Origin of the sequence: Agromyces sp. Marseille-Q5079 (assembly GCF_051016555.1) — a bacterium.
In the GTDB taxonomy this organism is placed as follows: Bacteria; Actinomycetota; Actinomycetes; order Actinomycetales; family Microbacteriaceae; genus Agromyces.
This window is the reverse complement of record NZ_JBPEJF010000008.1, coordinates 117,008-134,521: the sequence shown is the minus strand read 5'-3', so window position 1 is coordinate 134,521 and position 17,514 is coordinate 117,008. Positions and strand designations below refer to the sequence as shown.

19 protein-coding genes are annotated in these 17,514 nt (G+C 71.1%); 12 read left to right on the top strand and 7 right to left on the bottom strand.

All coding sequences use genetic code 11. From position 1 onward, the window contains the following. The first annotated feature begins 85 nt into the window (after positions 1 to 85). Entirely contained in the window at positions 86 to 742 is a 657-nt protein-coding gene (locus tag ACR3IO_RS16545) for a M15 family metallopeptidase (RefSeq protein ID WP_434072325.1), read from the top strand. A 7-nt stretch (positions 743 to 749) separates the two neighbouring features. Here the strand turns inward: ACR3IO_RS16545 and ACR3IO_RS16540 are convergent, their stop codons facing one another. Then, positions 750 to 2,075: a flavin monoamine oxidase family protein gene (locus ACR3IO_RS16540; protein ID WP_434072324.1), complete on the bottom strand. Its 1,326-nt coding sequence runs from the start codon at positions 2,073 to 2,075 to the stop codon at positions 750 to 752. A gap of 131 nt (positions 2,076 to 2,206) precedes the next feature. On the opposite strand from ACR3IO_RS16540, the gene ACR3IO_RS16535 reads away from it, so the two are divergent. Then, entirely contained in the window at positions 2,207 to 2,752 is a 546-nt protein-coding gene (locus tag ACR3IO_RS16535; RefSeq protein WP_434072323.1) for a PadR family transcriptional regulator, read from the top strand. A 38-nt stretch (positions 2,753 to 2,790) separates the two neighbouring features. Next, on the top strand, positions 2,791 to 4,476 hold the full coding sequence (locus tag ACR3IO_RS16530; protein ID WP_434072322.1) for an ABC1 kinase family protein: 1,686 nt from the start codon (positions 2,791 to 2,793) through the stop codon (positions 4,474 to 4,476). Between the two features lie 27 nt (positions 4,477 to 4,503). Here the strand turns inward: ACR3IO_RS16530 and ACR3IO_RS16525 are convergent, their stop codons facing one another. Then, positions 4,504 to 5,664, bottom strand: coding sequence for a calcium:proton antiporter (locus ACR3IO_RS16525; RefSeq protein WP_434072321.1), 1,161 nt, complete (start codon positions 5,662 to 5,664; stop codon positions 4,504 to 4,506). Positions 5,665 to 5,806: 142 nt separating this feature from the next. Here ACR3IO_RS16525 and ACR3IO_RS16520 point away from each other — a divergent pair, with 142 nt between their 5' ends. The 3 genes from ACR3IO_RS16520 to ACR3IO_RS16510 are packed head-to-tail and all read left to right on the top strand — an operon-like array spanning position 5,807 to position 7,907. Further along, entirely contained in the window at positions 5,807 to 6,202 is a 396-nt protein-coding gene (locus ACR3IO_RS16520) for an SHOCT domain-containing protein (protein WP_434072320.1), read from the top strand. A 57-nt stretch (positions 6,203 to 6,259) separates the two neighbouring features. Then, a complete protein-coding gene (locus ACR3IO_RS16515) occupies positions 6,260 to 7,090 on the top strand; it encodes a hypothetical protein (RefSeq protein WP_434072319.1) in 831 nt (276 codons plus the stop codon). Positions 7,091 to 7,112: 22 nt separating this feature from the next. Continuing rightward, entirely contained in the window at positions 7,113 to 7,907 is a 795-nt protein-coding gene (locus tag ACR3IO_RS16510) for a ferritin-like domain-containing protein (protein ID WP_434072318.1), read from the top strand. A gap of 39 nt (positions 7,908 to 7,946) precedes the next feature. Here the strand turns inward: ACR3IO_RS16510 and ACR3IO_RS16505 are convergent, their stop codons facing one another. From ACR3IO_RS16505 to msrB, 4 genes are all read right to left on the bottom strand, one after another. Beyond that, positions 7,947 to 8,093 carry a hypothetical protein gene (locus ACR3IO_RS16505; RefSeq protein ID WP_434072317.1) on the bottom strand — a complete coding sequence of 49 codons (147 nt, stop codon included), beginning with the start codon at positions 8,091 to 8,093 and terminating at the stop codon, positions 7,947 to 7,949. 56 nt (positions 8,094 to 8,149) lie between these two features. Beyond that, positions 8,150 to 8,710, bottom strand: a complete 561-nt coding sequence (locus ACR3IO_RS16500; protein WP_434072316.1) for a flavin reductase family protein — start codon at positions 8,708 to 8,710, stop codon at positions 8,150 to 8,152. Positions 8,711 to 8,847: 137 nt separating this feature from the next. Beyond that, positions 8,848 to 9,366 (bottom strand): peptide-methionine (S)-S-oxide reductase MsrA, encoded by a 519-nt coding sequence (gene msrA / locus ACR3IO_RS16495; protein ID WP_434072315.1) that lies wholly within the window; start codon positions 9,364 to 9,366, stop codon positions 8,848 to 8,850. Continuing rightward, a complete protein-coding gene (gene msrB / locus ACR3IO_RS16490; RefSeq protein WP_434072314.1) occupies positions 9,363 to 9,851 on the bottom strand; it encodes a peptide-methionine (R)-S-oxide reductase MsrB in 489 nt (162 codons plus the stop codon). The genes msrA and msrB overlap by 4 nt, the downstream gene beginning before the upstream one ends. 240 nt (positions 9,852 to 10,091) lie before the next feature. Between msrB and ACR3IO_RS16485 the strand changes: the two genes are divergently transcribed. The 6 genes from ACR3IO_RS16485 to ligD all read left to right on the top strand — a co-directional run bounded on the left by ACR3IO_RS16485 (position 10,092) and on the right by ligD (position 16,629). Then, on the top strand, positions 10,092 to 11,792 hold the full coding sequence (locus ACR3IO_RS16485; protein ID WP_434072313.1) for a cation:proton antiporter: 1,701 nt from the start codon (positions 10,092 to 10,094) through the stop codon (positions 11,790 to 11,792). A 164-nt stretch (positions 11,793 to 11,956) separates the two neighbouring features. Then, on the top strand, positions 11,957 to 12,910 hold the full coding sequence (locus ACR3IO_RS16480; RefSeq protein ID WP_434072312.1) for a transglycosylase SLT domain-containing protein: 954 nt from the start codon (positions 11,957 to 11,959) through the stop codon (positions 12,908 to 12,910). Between the two features lie 137 nt (positions 12,911 to 13,047). Beyond that, the gene (locus tag ACR3IO_RS16475; protein ID WP_434072311.1) at positions 13,048 to 14,127 is read left to right on the top strand and encodes a YihY/virulence factor BrkB family protein; all 1,080 of its coding nucleotides are present in this window, start codon (positions 13,048 to 13,050) and stop codon (positions 14,125 to 14,127) included. Continuing rightward, on the top strand, positions 14,124 to 14,633 hold the full coding sequence (locus ACR3IO_RS16470) for a nitroreductase/quinone reductase family protein (protein ID WP_434072310.1): 510 nt from the start codon (positions 14,124 to 14,126) through the stop codon (positions 14,631 to 14,633). Before ACR3IO_RS16475 ends, ACR3IO_RS16470 begins: the two co-directional genes overlap by 4 nt. Positions 14,634 to 14,677: 44 nt before the next feature. After that, on the top strand, positions 14,678 to 15,466 hold the full coding sequence (locus ACR3IO_RS16465; protein ID WP_434072309.1) for a lysophospholipid acyltransferase family protein: 789 nt from the start codon (positions 14,678 to 14,680) through the stop codon (positions 15,464 to 15,466). 125 nt (positions 15,467 to 15,591) lie between these two features. Then, positions 15,592 to 16,629 carry a non-homologous end-joining DNA ligase gene (ligD, locus tag ACR3IO_RS16460; RefSeq protein ID WP_434072308.1) on the top strand — a complete coding sequence of 346 codons (1,038 nt, stop codon included), beginning with the start codon at positions 15,592 to 15,594 and terminating at the stop codon, positions 16,627 to 16,629. Between the two features lie 113 nt (positions 16,630 to 16,742). Here ligD and ACR3IO_RS16455 read toward each other — a convergent pair whose 3' ends face one another. Beyond that, positions 16,743 to 17,387 carry a GTP pyrophosphokinase gene (locus ACR3IO_RS16455; RefSeq protein WP_434072382.1) on the bottom strand — a complete coding sequence of 215 codons (645 nt, stop codon included), beginning with the start codon at positions 17,385 to 17,387 and terminating at the stop codon, positions 16,743 to 16,745. Positions 17,388 to 17,514 lie beyond the last annotated feature (127 nt).

Sequence of the window (17,514 nt, the reverse complement as noted above, 5' to 3'; positions counted from 1 at the left end):
TGGCCATGCTAGGAGCCGGGGCATATCGTCGGCGTATCCGAAACCGCATACGGGCGGGCAACACGCGCACGCGTTGGCTGGCAGCATGAGTCACCACGCACCATCCCGGGCCCGTGCCCGCAGGACCCTCCTGGCCGCGGTCGTCGGCCTCCTCATCCTCGTCATCGCCGGCGCGGTGATGCTCGGATCCGAACTCGGCCGGTCCTCAGCCTTCTCTTCGGCCGGCGCGTTCGGCGAGCGGCCGCCAGGGGAGGGCGGTACGGCGCTGCTCGCGGCTGACGGCGCCGCCACCGAGGCCGACGGCGTCCTGCCCGACGGGGTGAGCGCTTTCGACGAGCAGTACCCGGGGGTCGTCAACCTCGACCCCGAGCTGCTGAGCGCACTCCGTGCGGCGGCGGACGACGCCGCCGACGAGGGCATCGACGTCTTCGTCAGCAGCGGTTGGCGGTCACCCGCCTACCAGGAGCAGCTCCTCGAGGAGGCGGTCGTGGAGTACGGCTCGGAGGCCGAGGCGGCCAGGTGGGTCGCCACCGCGGAGACGTCGGAACATGTCGCCGGGAACGCGGTCGATGTCGGGTCGTACGACGCGATCGACTGGCTGCAGGAGCACGGCGCCCGATACGGCCTCTGCCCGACCTACGACAACGAGCCGTGGCACTTCGAGCGGCACCCCGAGGCGATCGAGGAGGGGTGCCCGGCCGTCTACTGGGATCCGACCCAGGATCCGCGGATGCAGGGGTGACGTCGCGTCAGTTCGACCACACCTCGTCGATCGGGATGTCGCGCCCCAGGATGTTCGACGCCGCCCGGTGCCCCGACAGCATCGCCGCGGGCACCGTCGCGGGGTCATCCGTCCAGGTGGCCTCGCCGGCGAGGTGGAGGACCCCGCCGATCGGGGTCGCGAGGTCGTCGTGATCGGCGGTCGACGAACCGACCGTCATGTAGGCGTACGAGCCCCGCGCGAACGGGTCGCCCTGCCAGTCGGTGCGGTGCACGTGGGTCGGCTGCTCCACGCGATCGCCGTACAGCCTCGTCAACTGCGCGAGCACCGACTCGACGACCAGCCCCTCCGGCCAGTCGCGCGTCTCGCGGGCGGCCGGGCCGGCGGCGAAGGTGAGCAGGGTCGGCGTTCCGTGCAGGCTGGTGAGGTCGTACCAGGAGTGCCACCAGCGGCTCTCGGGGCCCTGCTGCCGGATCGCGTAGACGCCGTCGTCCCAGAACCTCGTCGGGAAGCGCAGGAACACCTTCTCGAACGCGTTCATCTCGAGCCTGCCCAGGGCGCCGGCGACGGGTTCGGGCAGCGGCGGCTCGACGACGAGGTCGTCGGACTTCAGCACGCCGACCGGGACGGTCACGACCGTGGTGTCGGCGGCGAACGAACCGCGATCGGTCGAGACGACGACCCCGTCGGCCGACCACCGTACGTGGGAGACGACGTGCTCGAGGCGGAGGTCGAGCCCTTCGGCGAGCTGCTGGGGCAGGCGGTCGTATCCCTCGGGGAAGACCACCTCGTCGCCGTCGATCGAGTCGTCGTCGAGGCCGTGCGCCGCGAGGTCCTCGATCCACGCGCCGTACTGCTCCTCCGAGCGGTGCTCGAGGTACTCGCGCACCCGTTGCACGCGCTCGGCGTCCCACGCCTGGCGGGCGAGCGCCGCCTCGGTCACGTCGCGGTAGGAGGCATCCGGAGCGGATGCCGCCACCACGTCGAGCAGCGTGGCGTCGACGTCGTGGATGTCGGCGGCGAAGCGATGCGCATCGGCATCGGGGAGGCGCTCGCCGTCGGGCCCGTGGTACGCGATCGGACGGCTGTCGGGTTGGTATCCTCCGACCGTGAACTCGGCCGTGCGCATGCCGAACGCCGCGGCCGCCGCGGCGACGGGACTGTCGGTGACGCCGTGGATCCACGAGGCGCCGAGGTCGGTCACGAGCCCGTCGGTCCGGTCGGTCCACACGCGACCGCCCACGCGATCGCGGGCCTCGAGCACCGCGACCCGGCGGCCGTCCCTCGCCAGCAGCCGAGCGGCCGTCAGGCCCGCCACTCCTGCGCCGACCACGATCGTGTCGAAGTGCTCCATTGCCGTCCTGCCTCCATCGTGGGGTGATCCACCGCACTCGACGGTATCGCCTGCGGGAGCCGTGGCCCTATCGCTCAGGCCCGTCACGTTATATCGTTGAGTATCGTTCACACGCGACGGAAGAGGTTGTCATGAGTGGCTCGTTCCCCGCCGGCGGATTCGGTGCCGGCATCCCGACCGACAGCATCTGGCAGGCCTTCGAGCAGTTGCGCTCGACCTTCGAGAAGCGCGCGGGCAGCCGTGTGGGTCGTGGCGACGTGCGCGCGGCGGTGCTCGCGCTCCTCGCCGAGCAGCCGATGCACGGCTACCAGATCATCCACGAGATCGAGGAGCGCAGCGGCGGCACCTGGAAGCCGAGCGCCGGTTCGGTCTACCCGACCCTGCAGCTGCTCGCCGACGAGGGGCTCATCAGCGCCCAGGAGTCGAACGGCCGCAAGACCTACTCGCTCACCGACGAGGGGCGGGCGTCGGTGGCCGATTCGGGCGCGTCCGCCCCATGGGCCGCGCCGGGTGCCGGCGACGGCACCGGGCCGACGGCACTGCCCAAGGCGGGCTTCGAGCTCGCACAGGCCGCCGCCCAGGTCGGGCGCACGGGCACTCCCGAGCAGGTGCAGCAGGCCGTGGCCGCGCTCGACGAGACGCGACGACGGCTCTACGCGATCCTCGCCCAGGACTGACGCGGGTGGCATCCGCTCCTCGCGATCGAGGCGACTCGATGCCCGGTGCCGGCAATACCCGCGCGCGCTACCGCCGCATCCTGCGGTTCGCGGGCTGGAACCTCGCGGTCACCTGGTGGTACGAGCTGTTCCTCCCGCGCATCGGGCTCGCCGGGGTCGCCGAGCGCACGCGTTCCAAGCGGATGCGGCGCTTCGCCCAGCGCTTCCACGTGCTCGCGATCGACCTCGGCGGGCTCATGATCAAGGTCGGGCAGTTCATGTCCTCGCGCCTCGACGTGCTTCCACCCGAGATCACCGCCGAGCTCGCCGGGCTTCAAGACGAGGTCCCGCCGGTCCCGTTCCCGGCCATCCGAGCGCTCGCCGAGGCAGAACTCGGCCTGCCGCTCGATCGGGCGTACGCCTCGATCGACGAGGAGCCGATCGCCGCGGCATCCCTCGGCCAGGCGCACCGTGCCCGTCTCGCGCCGCTCGATGCGGCCGACACCGGGCTCGAGCACGTCGTCGTCAAGGTGCAGCGGCCGGGCATCGACGAGATCGTCGACGTCGACCTCGCCGCCCTGCGCAAGGTCGCGGGGTGGCTCAGCCATGTGCGCCTCGTGTCCAACCGGGTCAACACGCACGCGCTCGTCGAGGAATTCGCGCAGACCAGCCTGGAAGAGATCGACTACCTGCACGAGGCCGCGAACGCCGAGCGCTTCGCGGCGGAGTTCGCCGACGACGATCGGGTGAGCGTGCCCGCCATCGCGTGGGAGCGCACCACCCGCCGCGTGCTCACCCTTGAAGACGTGACGGCCATCAAGGTCACGGATGCCGCGGCGCTCGCGGCCGCGGGCATCGATCCCGCCGACGTCGCGCCGGCCTTCGCCGCCGTCATGTTCGACCAGCTCTTCACGAACGGCTTCTTCCACGCCGACCCGCACCCGGGCAACATCTTCGTCACGCCGCTGCCCGTCGTCGACGGCTCGGCGAAGCGGTCGTGGAAGCTCACGTTCATCGACTTCGGGATGATGGGCGAGGTGCCGGCCGGCACGCGCAGCGGCCTGCGGAAGCTGCTGATCGCGGCCGCCTCGCGCGACGGCAAGGGGCTCGTCGATGCCGTGCGCGACGTCGGCGTGCTGCTTCCCTCGGCCGACACCGGTGAGCTCGAGCGGGCGATGACGCAGTTGTTCGCGCGGTTCGGCGGCATGGGCTTCGCCGAACTCCGCGAGGTGGATCCGCGCGAGTTCCGGGACTTCGCCGAGGAGTTCGGCCACGTGGTGCGCTCCCTGCCGTTCCAGCTGCCGGAGAACTTCCTGCTCATCGTGCGGGCGATGTCGCTCACGTCGGGCGTGTGCAGCGCCCTCGATCCCGAGTTCAACCTGTGGGACTCGATCGAGCCGTACGCGACGAAGCTCATCCGCGACGAGCGCGGCAACGTCGTGCAGGACCTCGCGAAGCAGGCCGTCGAGATCGCCGGCATCGCCGTGGGCCTGCCGAAGCGACTCGACGCGCTCGCGACGCGCATCGAGGAGGGATCCGTCGCGGTGTCGAACCCGACGCTCGAACGACGGGTCGCCCGGCTCGAGCGCACGACGCGGCGAGCGGTGTCGGCGATCCTCTTCGGCGGGCTGCTCGTCGCGGGCGCGGTGATCCGGGCCGACGACGTGGTGCTCGGCACGGTGCTGATGATCGCCTCCGTGCTGCCGTTGCTGCACGCGCTGTTCGCCGGTCGCAGCGGGCGCTGAGGGCGAGCGGACGCGAGCCGCCACGGCTCACGGTGCGAAGAGCAGGATCGCGTACACCCCGAAGAGCATGAGGTGCACGGCGCCGTGCACGGCGGTCGTGCGGGGCGAGAAGAACGTGATGAGCGTCATGGCGAGCGTGATGGCGATGAGCACCATGTTCGCGGGCGATTCGCCGAGGACGACCTCCTGGCCGCTGATGAGCCCGATGACGAGGATGACGGGAATGGTCAGGCCGACCGTCGACGTGAAGGCGCCGAGGCCGAGGTTGAAGGCGCGCTGGTTCTGGTCCGCGAGCGAGGCGCGGATCGCGGTCACCGCCTCGGGCGTGAACACGATGATCGCGATGACGACGCCGCTGAGCGCCACGGGCGCGCCCGTCGCCTCGATGCCGAGGTCGACGAGCACGCCGAGGTCGTGCGAGAGCAGCACGATCGGGAGCACGGTCACGATGAGGAGGACGGCTCGCCCGACCAGCTCGCCCCGAGCGGCGGCCGCGTGCCCGGCCGACGACGACGAAGACGCCACCGCCGTCGGCGCCGCGTCCGGGGGAGACCCACCCGTCGCAGCCGCGACGACGGGCTGGACGAACAGGTTCCGGTCCCGGCCGACCTGCATGACCAGGAAGAACGCGTAGAGCGCGGCGGCGAGCACCGCGATGCCGATCGACTGGAAGCTCGTCAGCGTTCCACCCGGGGTCGAGCTCGTGAAGTTCGGCAGCACCAGCGTGCAGAGCGACAGCGCGACGATGACCGCCAGGTAGACCGAGGTGCCGACCGTGTTGTAGTTCTGGGGGCCGTGGCGCAGGCCGCCGAGCAGGATGGCGAGGCCCATGACGCCGTTGATGATGATCATCATCACGGCGAACAGCGAGTCGCGGCCGATCGTCGCGGACCCGCTCGGGCCGAGCATGACCGACGCGATCAGGGCGACCTCGATGACCACTACGGTGAGCGTCAGGATGAGCGTGCCGAAGGGTTCGCCGACCTGCTCGGCGAGCTGCTCGGCCTGGTGCACGACGCCGAAGGCGGCGACCATGATCGCCGCGAGGATGACGACGAACGTGATCACGCCGACGGCGACGTTCGGCGGATGCGCGACGAGGCCGTGCCCGAACGCGAGCGCCCACACCGTCGTCGCCCACGCGATCACGAGGATCGCCATCGTCGACCCGGTGAGCAGCGCCCTCATGAAGACTCCTTCGTCCGAAGCCGACCGATCGCCACTCTACGCGCGGGCGCGCCTCTCGCGCAGGGGAGCGCTCCCCGATAGGTTGAGCGCGAGACGGCCTCGACCAGCATCGCGGGCCACCGAATTCGAAAGGACGCCGCTCATGGGATTCTTCGCCACCGTCTGGGACTGGTTCTGGTTCAGCCTGTGGATCTTCGCGTACATCGCGTACATCTTCATCCTGATCTACATCGCGATCGACATCTTCCGTTCGCGTGACCTCAACGGCTGGTTGAAGGCCCTCTGGGTGATCCTGCTCGTCTTCGTCCCGTTCATCACCGGCCTGGTCTACCTGATCGTGCGCGGCAAGAGCATGGCGGAGCGTTCAGCCGGTCGTCGGGAGGAGTACGTCGAGTACTCCGACGAGGAGGTGCGCAAGGTCTCGTTCGCGAGTCCGAGCGACGAGATCGCGAAGGCCGCCGCCCTGCGCGATCAGGGCATCATCTCCGAGGGCGAGTACCAGGCGCTGAAGAGCAAGGCCCTCGGCAACAAGTTCTGAGGCGGATGCCGCGACCGCGGCCTGCGTGGCGGCGGCGCCACGGAGTAGCCTCGGCACATGAACGACTCGCACGACGCCGGCCGGACCTCGACGATGGGGTCCGAGCCGGCGTCGTTCGACGTCCGGGGGTTCGCGCGCACCGCGCACGGCAGCCTTCGCGACGACCTCGACCTCGATGCCATCGCGGATGCCGGGCTTCCGCACGAGGCCGTGCGCGCGGTGACGACGCTCGCCGCACTCGAGGGCGCCACCATGGCGCACCTCCGCAACGTCCTCGTCACGCCGACGCACAAGGATGCGAGGGTCACGGCGTTCCTCGTCTCATGGGCGTACGAGAAGTACTGGATCGCGGACGCCCTGCGACAGGTGACGGATGCCGCGGGCACGGCGGAACCCGTCCGCCCCGGGGCCGACACGGCGATGCACGGGCGGGAGACAGGTCGAGGGCCGATCCGGCGTGCGATCGCCGGCTTCGGCCAGGGGCCGGACGTCATCGGAGCACACCTCGCACTCGGTCGCGTCGACGACCTGATGCTCGGGCTCGCCTATGACCGGCTCGGGGCGATCGCCGATGAGGTGCCGAATCGGGCGCTCGCCGACGCCGTCGCCCGGATCCTCGCGATCAAGGCACGCCACGCCGCGTTCTTCGAGACCGAGGCGGCCCGCCGCCTCGCGGCCTCGCCGAGGGCCGCGCGACTCGCACGTCGCGAGCTCCGTCGCTCGGCCTGGCCGCTCGGCAGCGGGGCGATCCCCGTCGCCGACCGGCGGTCGTTCGCCCGGTTCGCCCTCGAGGGCGACGGCGCGACCCGGCTCGCACGCGGCATCCGCTCGCTGCCGGGCATCGACGAGCGGACGGCGTCGCGCGTCGTCGGAAGGTTCGCCGGCTGACCGGCGCGGCAGGAGCACGGGCATGGCTTTCGACATCGACCGCTACACCGCGACCTCGGTCAGCGTGGACTGGAGCGACCTCGACCTCGAGGTCTTCCGTCACGAGCCGCTGCCCGCGTCATCGCTGCGGACCCTGCGGTACATGGCCGACGTCGAGTACCACACGGTCTGCTACACCCGCGACCTGCTCACGACCCCCTCGCACCGCGAGGCCGACGTCAGCGCCTTCATGACCATGTGGAACCGCGAGGAGTTCTGGCACGGGGAGGCGCTCGCCGCGGTGCTCGCGATGCACGACATCACGGTCGACTACGACCAGCTGAAGGCGAGCCGGCTGAAGCTCGGGTGGAAGGATCGGCTCGACCCGATCAAGCAGTCCGTGCTCGGCGGGCTCGTCGGCCAGGACTTCGTGGCGGTGCACATGTCGTGGGGTGCGGCCAACGAGTGGTCGGCGATCACCGCCTACCAGCGCATGGCCGAGCTCGAGGAGCATCCGGTGCTCGCCGAGCTCCTGCGCCGCATCGCGAAGCAGGAGGCCAGGCACGTCGCGTTCTACACGTCGCAGGCGCGCGAGCGCCTCGCCGCGAGCACGAAGGCGCAGAAGGTCACGCGCTTCGCCCTCAGCCGGTTCTGGGCACCCGTCGGGTCGAGCATCATGGAGCCCGACGAGGTGCGCCACGTCATGGGCCACCTCATGAGCGGTCCCGAGGGGCGTCGCGCGGCGCGCAAGGTCGACGACAGCATCAGCGGGATGCCGGGCCTCGGCGGACTCACGATCGTGCAGGACGCTCTCGACCGGCTCGGCGTCGCGGGCTGACGCGGATCGGCGCGCGTTCGGCGCGTCGAGGGCGCGCGCTCAGCGCGTGGTCAGGGCCGCGATGATCGCGCCGATCGCGGTGAGGGCGATCAACCCGGCGAGTCCCCAGCGCCGCAACTGCACCGCGAGCAGCGCATACGAGAGACGTCGTCGTCGACGGCGTCTCCGCGGGGCGGGCTGCGACATCAGCGGGTTCCTCTCGAGCGGTGAGGGCACGGGGCGATTCGGCGGACGAGGGTCGATCAGATCTGGGGGGACTCGTCGTCGAGGGCGTGGAACCGCCGGTCGCGGTACACGAGCGACGGCGCCCGCTCGCCGAGCCGCACGTCGAGCACCTCGGCGACCACGAGCGAGGAGCCGCCGACGGGCAGCGTGTGGATGACCCGGGCCCGCAGCGCCACCGGCGCCTCGACGAGCCACGGCTCGCCGGTGGGCAGCGACGACCAGCCCTGCTCGGGGGTGAAGCGCGGTGCGCCCGACCTGGCGAACGCCCGGGCGACCTCCACCTGGCCCGCGGCGAGCAGGTGCACGACGATGGTCTCGGCGGCGAGCAGTCCGCCGGCGGAACCGGTGGCGCGCGTGACCGAGAACGACAGGGCCGCGGGTTCGGCCGAGACGGAGGCCACGCTCGACGCGGTGAGGCCGACCGGCCCGAGGGGAGTGGTCGCGGTCACGAGTGCGACGCCGGCCGGGTGGTCCCGGAACGCGGCCTTGAACGCCTCGATCGTCGCCGGCACGAGCGTGGGGGGTGCGCCGTTCGCCGCGAGACCGTCTGCGATCGGATCCGGATTCAGCACACCCATGACATCCAGCCTACGTTCGCCTCGCTGTGACTCGGCACCATGCCCGCGAACGACGGATGCCCCGCCGGATCGTCTCCGGCGGGGCATCCGCTCGACGGCTCGTCGTCACCCGTTCGGCGCACGGGCCGACGCGAGGGTCAGGCGAGCGCCGAGGCGTCGCGCTTGGGCAGCTTCCATCCGGGGCGCACGAAGTGGCACGTGTACCCGTTCGGGTACTTCTCGAGGTAGTCCTGGTGCTCGGGCTCGGCCTCCCAGAACGGCGCGGCCTCCTCGATCCTGGTGACGACCTTCGCGGGCCAGAGGCCCGACGCGTCGACGTCGGCGATCGTGTCGAGCGCGATCTCCTGCTGCTCGGGGCTCTGCGGGAAGATCGCCGACCGGTAGCTCGTGCCGATGTCGTTGCCCTGGCGGTTCAGGGTCGACGGGTCGTGCACCTGGAAGAAGAACTCCAGCACCTCTCGGTAGCTCGTCTGCGTGGGGTCGAAGACGATCTCGATGGCCTCGGCGTGGCCGGGGTGGTTGCGGTAGGTGGGCTCGGCGTTGCTGCCGCCCGTGTAGCCCACGCGCGTCGACTCGACGCCCGGGCGCTTGCGGATCAGGTCCTGCATGCCCCAGAAGCAGCCGCCGGCGAGGATCGCGGTCTCGGTGTTCGTCATGATGCGTTCTCCTTCTCGGATGCCGCGGCCGCGTCATCCGTCGTCGTGAACAGGCTGCGGAAGTCGCCGTAGCCCTGCTCCTCGAGCTCGGCGACGGGCACGAAGCGAAGTGCCGCCGAGTTCATGCAGTAGCGGAGGCCGCCCGCATCGGTCGGCCCGTCGTCGAAGACGTGGCCGAGGTGGCTGTCGGCACCCGATGAGCGTACCTCCACGCGCTTCATCCAGAGCGTGCGGTCGACATGCTCCGTCACGGCGGTGGCGTCGAGCGGCTTCGTGAAGCTCGGCCACCCCGACCGGCTGTCGTACTTGTCCGTCGAGGAGAAGAGCGGCTGCCCCGAGACGACGTCGACGTAGATGCCGTCGTCGTGGTTGTCCCAGTACTCGTTGCGGAACGCCGGCTCGGTGCCGTCGCCCTGCGTGACGCTGCGCTGGAGGGGCGTGAGGCGGGCGAGCGCCTCGGGAGTGCTGCGGTAGTCGTTCGACATGTCGTTCCTCCTTCGTGGGGCACCGCTGGCTGCGGCACCCTCGTCGGTCGCATCGCCTTTCGCGGCGCGACACTGGAGAAAACCATCGAGCGGCCCCTGCTGTTCCGGATGCTGCGCCCGCACGCTGTGAGTTCGCCGTGAGGCGTGCCGCCGTGACAGGTCGCGCCCCGTGCGCAAGACTTTCCCCATCGGCGAGCTCGGTTGCCGCGGCCGGGCGACCCGCAGCCCAGGGGAGTGAACATGGAACTGCTCGTCGTGGTCGTGCTCGGGCTGCTCGGCATCGCCGCGGCGACGGCGATCGGCCCGCGGCTGGGCGTGGCGGCGCCGCTCCTGCTCGTGATCGTCGGCATCGGCGCGAGCCTGCTGCCGTTCGTGCCCGACTTCGAGATCGACCCCGAGTGGATCCTCGCGGGCGTGCTCCCGCCCCTGCTCTACTCCGCCTCGGTGTCGATGCCGGCGATGGAGTTCCGGCGCGAGTTCAGCGCCATCGGCGGGCTGTCGGTCGGGCTCGTCGTCGTGAGTTCGGTCCTGCTCGGCCTGCTGTTCGCCTGGCTCATCCCCGACCTCGGCATCGCGGGCGGCATCGCCCTCGGGGCGATCGTGAGCCCCACCGATGCCGTCGCCACCTCGATCGTGAAGCGCATCGGCGTGAGCCCCCGCATCGTGACGGTCCTCGAGGGCGAGAGCCTGCTGAACGACGCGACGGCGCTCGTGCTGCTGCGTTCGGCGATCGTCGCGACCGCGGCATCCGTCACCTTCTGGGGCATCCTCGGCGACTTCGTGTTCGCGGTCGTCGTCGCGATCGTGATCGGCTACCTCGTCGGCAAGGCGAACCTCTGGGTGCGGGAGCGGGTCACCGACCCCACCGTGAACACGGTCATCTCGTTCACCGTCCCCTTCCTCGCGTCGGTGCCGGCCGAGGTGCTCGGGGCGTCCGGCCTCGTCGCCGCCGTCGTCGCCGGCCTCGTCACGGGCAGCGGCGCGATCCGGCGCCTCTCACCGCAGCATCGGGCCTCCGACACGCAGGCGTGGCGCACGGTGGAGCTGATCCTCGAGGGCACGGTCTTCCTGGTCATGGGGCTCGAGATGTCGACCATCGTCGCCGACGTCCACGGCGGACGCTCGGGCATCCTCGTGGGGCTCGTCCTCGCGGGCCTCGCCCTGACCGCCGTCATCGCCGTCAGGGCGGTCTACGTGTTCCCGACGCTCGGACTGCAGCGCCGGCGCGCACGACGCGGTGTCGTGATGCGCGACCAGCTCTCGGGCATGCAGGACCGCCTCGACAACCTCGGCGAGGATCAGTCGCTGCGGCTCGAGGGCCGCGCCGGGCCGCAGAGCGGCGAGGTGGGCCGCGAGGTGCCGAAGGAGCGGCTCGCGATGTTCCGGCGGCGGATCACGCGCAAGGTCGCCGACATCGACTACTTCACGGCCGAGCCGCTCGGCTGGCGGGAGGGCGCCGTCATCGTCTGGGCGGGCATGCGCGGGGCTGTGACCCTCGCGGCCGCGCAGACGCTGCCCGCCGACATCCCCGAGCGGTCGCTCCTCGTCTTCGTCGCGTTCGTCGTCGCGGCGGCCTCGCTCATCATCCAGGGCGGGACGCTGCCGATGCTCGTGCGCTGGGTGAAGCCGGCCCGCCTCGACCAGGCGGCGATCGACGCCGATCGCGAGGAATTGGACGGCATGCTCCGCGACATCGCGCGGAGGCGGATCGAGGAGGCGACCCCCGCAGGCGACGATCGGCCCGGCCCTGCAGCCCGCGGGTACGCGTTCCGGCTGGACGTGCTCCACGAGCAGCGCGAGGCGCTGTGGGCGCAGCGCGAGGAGGGCCGGTTCAGTTCGGCGGCGCTCACCGAGGCCCTCGAGGCCCTGGATGCCACGCAGATCAGCCTCGAACTGCACGTGCACCACGACGATCAAGCGGAGCAGAAGCCCACTTCCTGATCGTGAGGTTTCGTCAAGAGTTCGGATGACATTCACAGGGAAAGGTGAGGGGTTGTACAGAACCTCTCGGCAGACTGACGACTTCGCCCGGGCGCCCCCGCGTCCGTGGAACGCCAAGTCAGGATCGCCGCACCCCCGTGCGACGTTCCGCCCGTGTGAAAGACATGCAGAACGAGACTCTTCCTACAACTCCCATCGAATCCGCGCCCGACGACCTGACGGCGACCCCGACCCCGCGTCGCGACCGGAACCGGAGCTCCGGCCCGTTCCACCGCTTCCGCACCCCGCTCATCACGGCCGGCGCCATCGTCGCCGTCGGCGCCCTGGTCGGCTCCGGCTACGCCGTGCAGGGAAACGCCGACGCCAAGGCCGCAAGCGTCGCCCAGACGCAGGCGCTCGCGCTCGCTGCCGAACGTGACACGGTGCAGGACCTCGAGGTGGATCACGGAGCCGTGCTCGATGTCCGCGCCGAGAAGCAGGCCGAGGACACGCTGAGCGTCGCCAACGACGCCATCGCCTCGGCGAAGGGCAAGGCCGACGCGAGCGCGCTCGCGACCTCGGTCGCAGCCCTCGACTCGTACGCGCTGCTCAGCCCGAGCAAGGTCTTCGAACTCGTCGACGCCACGCAGGCCCAGACCGGTCAGGTCAAGAAGGCCGTCGCCGAGGCCGACCGGGTCGCCGCCGCGAAGAAGGCCGAGGCCGAAGCCGCGGCGAAGGCCGCCGCCGAGGCTGCCGCGCGCGAGGCGGAGGAGGCCGAGGCGAGCTCCTCGACCGGCTCCGACGCGGTCGTGTCGGCCCCGAGCGCGCCGTCGAACCCGAGCGAGGCCCAGGCCATCGCGCGCGACATGATGGCCGCGCGCTACGGCTGGGGCGAGGACCAGTTCGGCTGCCTCGTCGCCCTCTGGAACAAGGAGTCCGGCTGGAACGTCTACGCGTCCAACCCGAGCGGCGCCTACGGCATCCCGCAGGCCCTCCCCGGCAGCAAGATGTCCACCGCGGGCGCGGACTGGGCGACCAACCCCGCCACGCAGATCTCGTGGGGCCTCGGCTACATCGCGGGCCGCTACGGCAGCGCGTGCGGCGCCTGGAGCACCTCCGAGTCGCAGGGCTGGTACTGAGTCCGCAGGTCTCGCGCACACCGCACACGACGGCGCCCCGACTCCGGTCGGGGCGCCGTCGTGTTGCACGCCTTGCGTGACGCCGTCGCTCCTGTCAAGCGCCTGCACGCGGCATCCGCCCTCGATACGCTGACGGCATGGGGGATGAGGAGACCGGGCAGGCCGTCGCGAAGCCGGTGCCGTTCATGGAGCGCATCCGACGGCTGACAGCCTGGGGGCTCGCGCTGAAGCCGGTTCGGGCGTACCTGCTCTACATGGAGCACCACGGCCCCGCACTCTCCGACAGCGTGACGTACCGCACCCTGTTCTCGGTCTTCGCCGGCACGTTCCTCGGGTTCGCGATCGCGGGCGTCTGGCTCGCGGGCAATCCCGCCGCGATGGAGGCGCTCATCGACACCGTCGGACAGGTCATCCCGGGCCTCGTCGGCGAGGGCGCCCTCATTGACCCCGACGACCTCATCCAGCCGCTCACGCTCAGCATCGCCGGAGCGATCGCGCTCGTGGGCCTCCTCTTCGCCGCGATCGGCGCCATCGGCTCGTTGCGGGTCGCGATCCGCAACCTCGGCGATCAGCCCAACTCGCAGACGTTCTTCGTCTGGGTCATGCTGCGCGACCTCGGGCTCGCGATCGCGTTCGGCGGGTCGCTCCTCCTCGCGGCGGTCGTGACCTTCTTCAGCACGACGGCGATCGGCACGCTCTTCGGGTGGATCGGACTGTCCACCGAAGACGGAGGCTACGAGCTCGCGACCCGCCTCGTCTCCGTCGTCGTCATCTTCGCGATCGACACCGTCGTCGTCGCGGCCATGTTCCGCATCCTCTCGGGCATGCGGCCGACGGGCCGCACCCTCTGGGTCGGCGCCCTGCTCGGCGGCGTCGGGCTCACCGTGCTCCAGCAGCTCTCGAGCCTGTTCGTCAGCGGAGCGACGGGCAACCCGCTCCTCGCCTCGTTCGGCTCGCTCATCGCACTCCTGCTCTGGCTGAACCTCTCGAGCCAGGTGATCCTCATCGCCGCGGCCTGGATCATCACGGGCATCGACGACGAACGCGATCGGGTGAGCGCGCGGTACGGCGCGCCCACGTTCGCGACGCGGCGGCTGCGGCAGGCCGAGCGACGAGCCGCGGATGCCGCGGCCGAGGTCGTCGCGGCGCGTGAGGCCGTCGCCGCCGAGCGTGCGTCGTCGTCGGCGGACGACCCGAGCGACGGAGGACGTGGATGACGTCGGTGCTGGTGCTGGTGCGCTCGGCGATCGCGCCGCTCACGCGCACTCGACTGTTCCGAGCTCTCGGCCCGATCCTGCTTCCGCCGGTCGAGCGGGCACTGCGACGGCTCACGCGCGGTCGTGTGCAGCTCAGCGGGCTGCTCGTGCCCTCGCTCGTGCTGCACACGACCGGCGCGAAGACCGGCGATCCGCGATCGAGCTACCTCATGTACACGCCCGACGGGCGCGGGCGGGCGATCGTCGCGGGCACCACGTTCGCACAGGAGCGGCATCCCGGCTGGACCTACAACCTGCTGCGGCATCCGGATGCCTCGATCACGGTGCGCGGGAGACGGCTCGCCGTGCGCGCGACGCTGATCCGGTCGTACGCCGAGCGCGAGGCCGCGTGGGGACTGATCGAGGCGCAGTGGCCCGGCTACCGTGGATACGAGCGGGACTCCGGCCGGGTGGTGCGACTGTTCCGGCTCCAGCCCGTGGCCGGCGACACGGCGTCGCGGGCGTGAGATTCTTCAGTCCGTCCACAGTGCGCAGCCCTACGCTGGGGCCCATGAGCCGACGACACCCCAGCGAACCGATCTACAGCACGGCCATCGGCGTCGGCCGCGGGCTGTTCGGCTTCTGGGGCCTGAAGCGCCGGGTCCTCGGGGTCGAGCACGTGCCGGTCGCGGGTGGGGCCGTGCTCGCCATGACGCACTTCGGCTACCTCGAGTTCGCGCTCGTCGAGTGGGTCACGTGGCTCGCCAACCGCCGTCACATCCGGTTCATGGCCAAGCAGAGCGTGTTCGACTCGCCCGTGACCGGGCCGCTGCTCCGCGGCATGGGCCACATCGCCGTCGACATGAAGGCCGGAGCGGCGGCGTACGCGAAGGCGGTCGAGGCGCTTCGCGACGGCGAGCTGCTCGGCGTGTTCCCCGAGGCGGGCGTGAGCGCGTCGTACACGGTGCGCGAGTTGAAGACCGGTGCCGCGAGGCTCGCCGCCGAAGCCGGCGTGCCGATCATCCCCGTCGCGGTGTGGGGCGGGCAGCGCCTGCTCACCAAGGGGCACCGCGTCGGGTTCTTCGAGCGCTTCGGGGTACCCGTGAGCTTCGCGTTCGGCGCTCCGATCACGGTCGGTGCCGGCGAGGACTTCCACACCGTGACCGAGCGGCTCCGCGGCCGGCTCCAGGAGCTCGTCGACCGCCTGCAGCGCGAGTACCCGGTCGACGGCACCGGTGCGTGGTGGCAGCCGAGGAGCCTCGGGGGCACGGCGCCGACGCCGGCCGAGGCCGCTGCGGCCGATGCGGCGCGCGATGCCGCCCGCGAGGCCGCCCGCGAGCAGCGCCGGGGCCAGGCGTAGCGCACGACCGGGCGACGCCTCACGCCCGACCTCACCGAGCGCGCCGGTGTCGCGTCCGTCGCATCCGTCGCTCGCACCGCGTCCATCGCTCGCGTCGCGTCGGCGGCAGGGAGTAGCGTCGCAGCATGGCAGGCGACGCGGCACAGCTCACCGTTCCCTCACCCGACGGCGAGCGGCAGGTCCGCGTCTCGTCACCGTCCCGTGTGCTCTGGCCCGAGGTCGGCATCACCAAGCTCGAGCTGGCCGAGTACCTCGTGGCGGTCGGGCCGGCGTTCATCGAGGCCAACGGCGCACGACCCGTCTCCCTGCAGCGCTTCCCCGAGGGCGTCGACGGCGAGCAGTTCTTCTCGAAGAACCCGCCGCGCGGGGCGCCCGAGTGGGTGCGATCCGTCACGGTCACGTATCCCAGCGGCCGGCGGCATCCGCAGCTCGTGCTCGACGAGCCGGCCGGGGCCGTCTGGGCCGCGCAGATGAACACCGTCGTGTTCCACCCCTGGGCGTCGCGCGCCGAGAACACCGACAACCCCGACCAGCTCCGCATCGATCTCGACCCCCAGCCGGGCACCGGCTTCGCCGAGGCGGTGCCCATCGCGCTCGCCCTCCGCGACCTGCTGGGCGAGGTCGGACTCACCGCGTTCGTGAAGTCGTCGGGCAGTCGCGGCATCCACGTGTTCGCGCCGATCGAGCCCGAGCACGAGTTCCTCGACGTGCGTCACGCGGTCATCGCGCTCGGCCGCGAGCTCGAGCGGCGCCTGCCCGAGCAGGTCACCACCAACTGGTGGAAGGAGGAGCGCGGCGACCGCATCTTCATCGACTACAACCAGGCGAACCGCGATCGCACGATGGCCGGCGCCTACAGCCCGAGGCCGCTGCCGCACGCGCCCGTCTCGTGCCCGCTCGAGTGGAGCGAGCTCGAGTCCACCGACCCCACGGCGCACACGATCCGTACGGTGCCGCAGCGCCTGGCGGAGCACGGCGATCCCTGGCACGGCATGCACGAGCACCCCGGTCGCATCGGCACGCTGCTCGGCTGGTGGCAGCGCGACCTCGACGACGGCCTCGGCGAGCTGCCGTTCCCGCCCGACTTCCCGAAGATGCCGGGCGAGCCGATGCGCGTGCAGCCGAGTCGCGCGCGCAAGGACGACGCGGGCGACGCCGACTGACCACCACGCATCGGCTGCGGGCTCGACCTCCGGCGCCGTCGCCCTCGGGCATCCTCGATCGCGGGACCTCGGTCGACCGTCGCGGGCCGGGCCGGTCAGCGGCCCGGGCGGTCTCAGACCGCGATCGGCCGCGTCGCGATCGACCTGACGGGCGCGCCGTGCAGCTCGCGGTGCAGGCGCTCCATGCGGGCGTCGAGTTCTGACGCCGTGCGTGCCGCATCCGTCAGGTCGTCGAGGAGCTCGGTCGGCACCTGGCGATCGTACTTGTAGTAGATCTTGTGCTCGAGGCTCGCCCAGAAGTCCATGGCGATCGTGCGCACCTGCACCTCGACGGGCACGAGGTGCGTACCCGTCGAGAGGAACACCGGCACCTCGACGATGAGGTGCAGGCTCTGGTAGCCGTTCGCCTTCGGCTCGGCGATGTAGTCCTTCTTCTTCAGCACCCGGATGTCGCCCTGCGCGGTGAGCAGCTCGGAGACGCGGTACACGTCGGACACGAAGCTGCACGTGACGCGCACACCGGCGATGTCGGTGATGGTCTCGCGGATGGACTCGAACGTCGGCTCGATGCCCTTGCGGTCCATCTTCTCGATCACGCTGTCGAGGCTCTTCAGCCGGCTCGAGATGTGCTCGATCGGGTTGTAGGCGTGGGTCTGCCCGAACTCCTCGCGGAGGATCGAGAGCTTGGTGATCACCTCGTCCATGCCGAACTTGTACCGCAGCATGAAGCGCTCGGTCTCGTCGCGGAGGCTGCGCATCTCGTCGAGCGTGCCGCCGTCGATCGCCTCGAGGGCCCGCTGGGCCCGTTCGGTCAGCGCGTGGGGCGCGTCGTCACGGGAGGCCGCGTCGTCGTTCGAAGTCACGCAGGCCACGCTACGTGGGCAA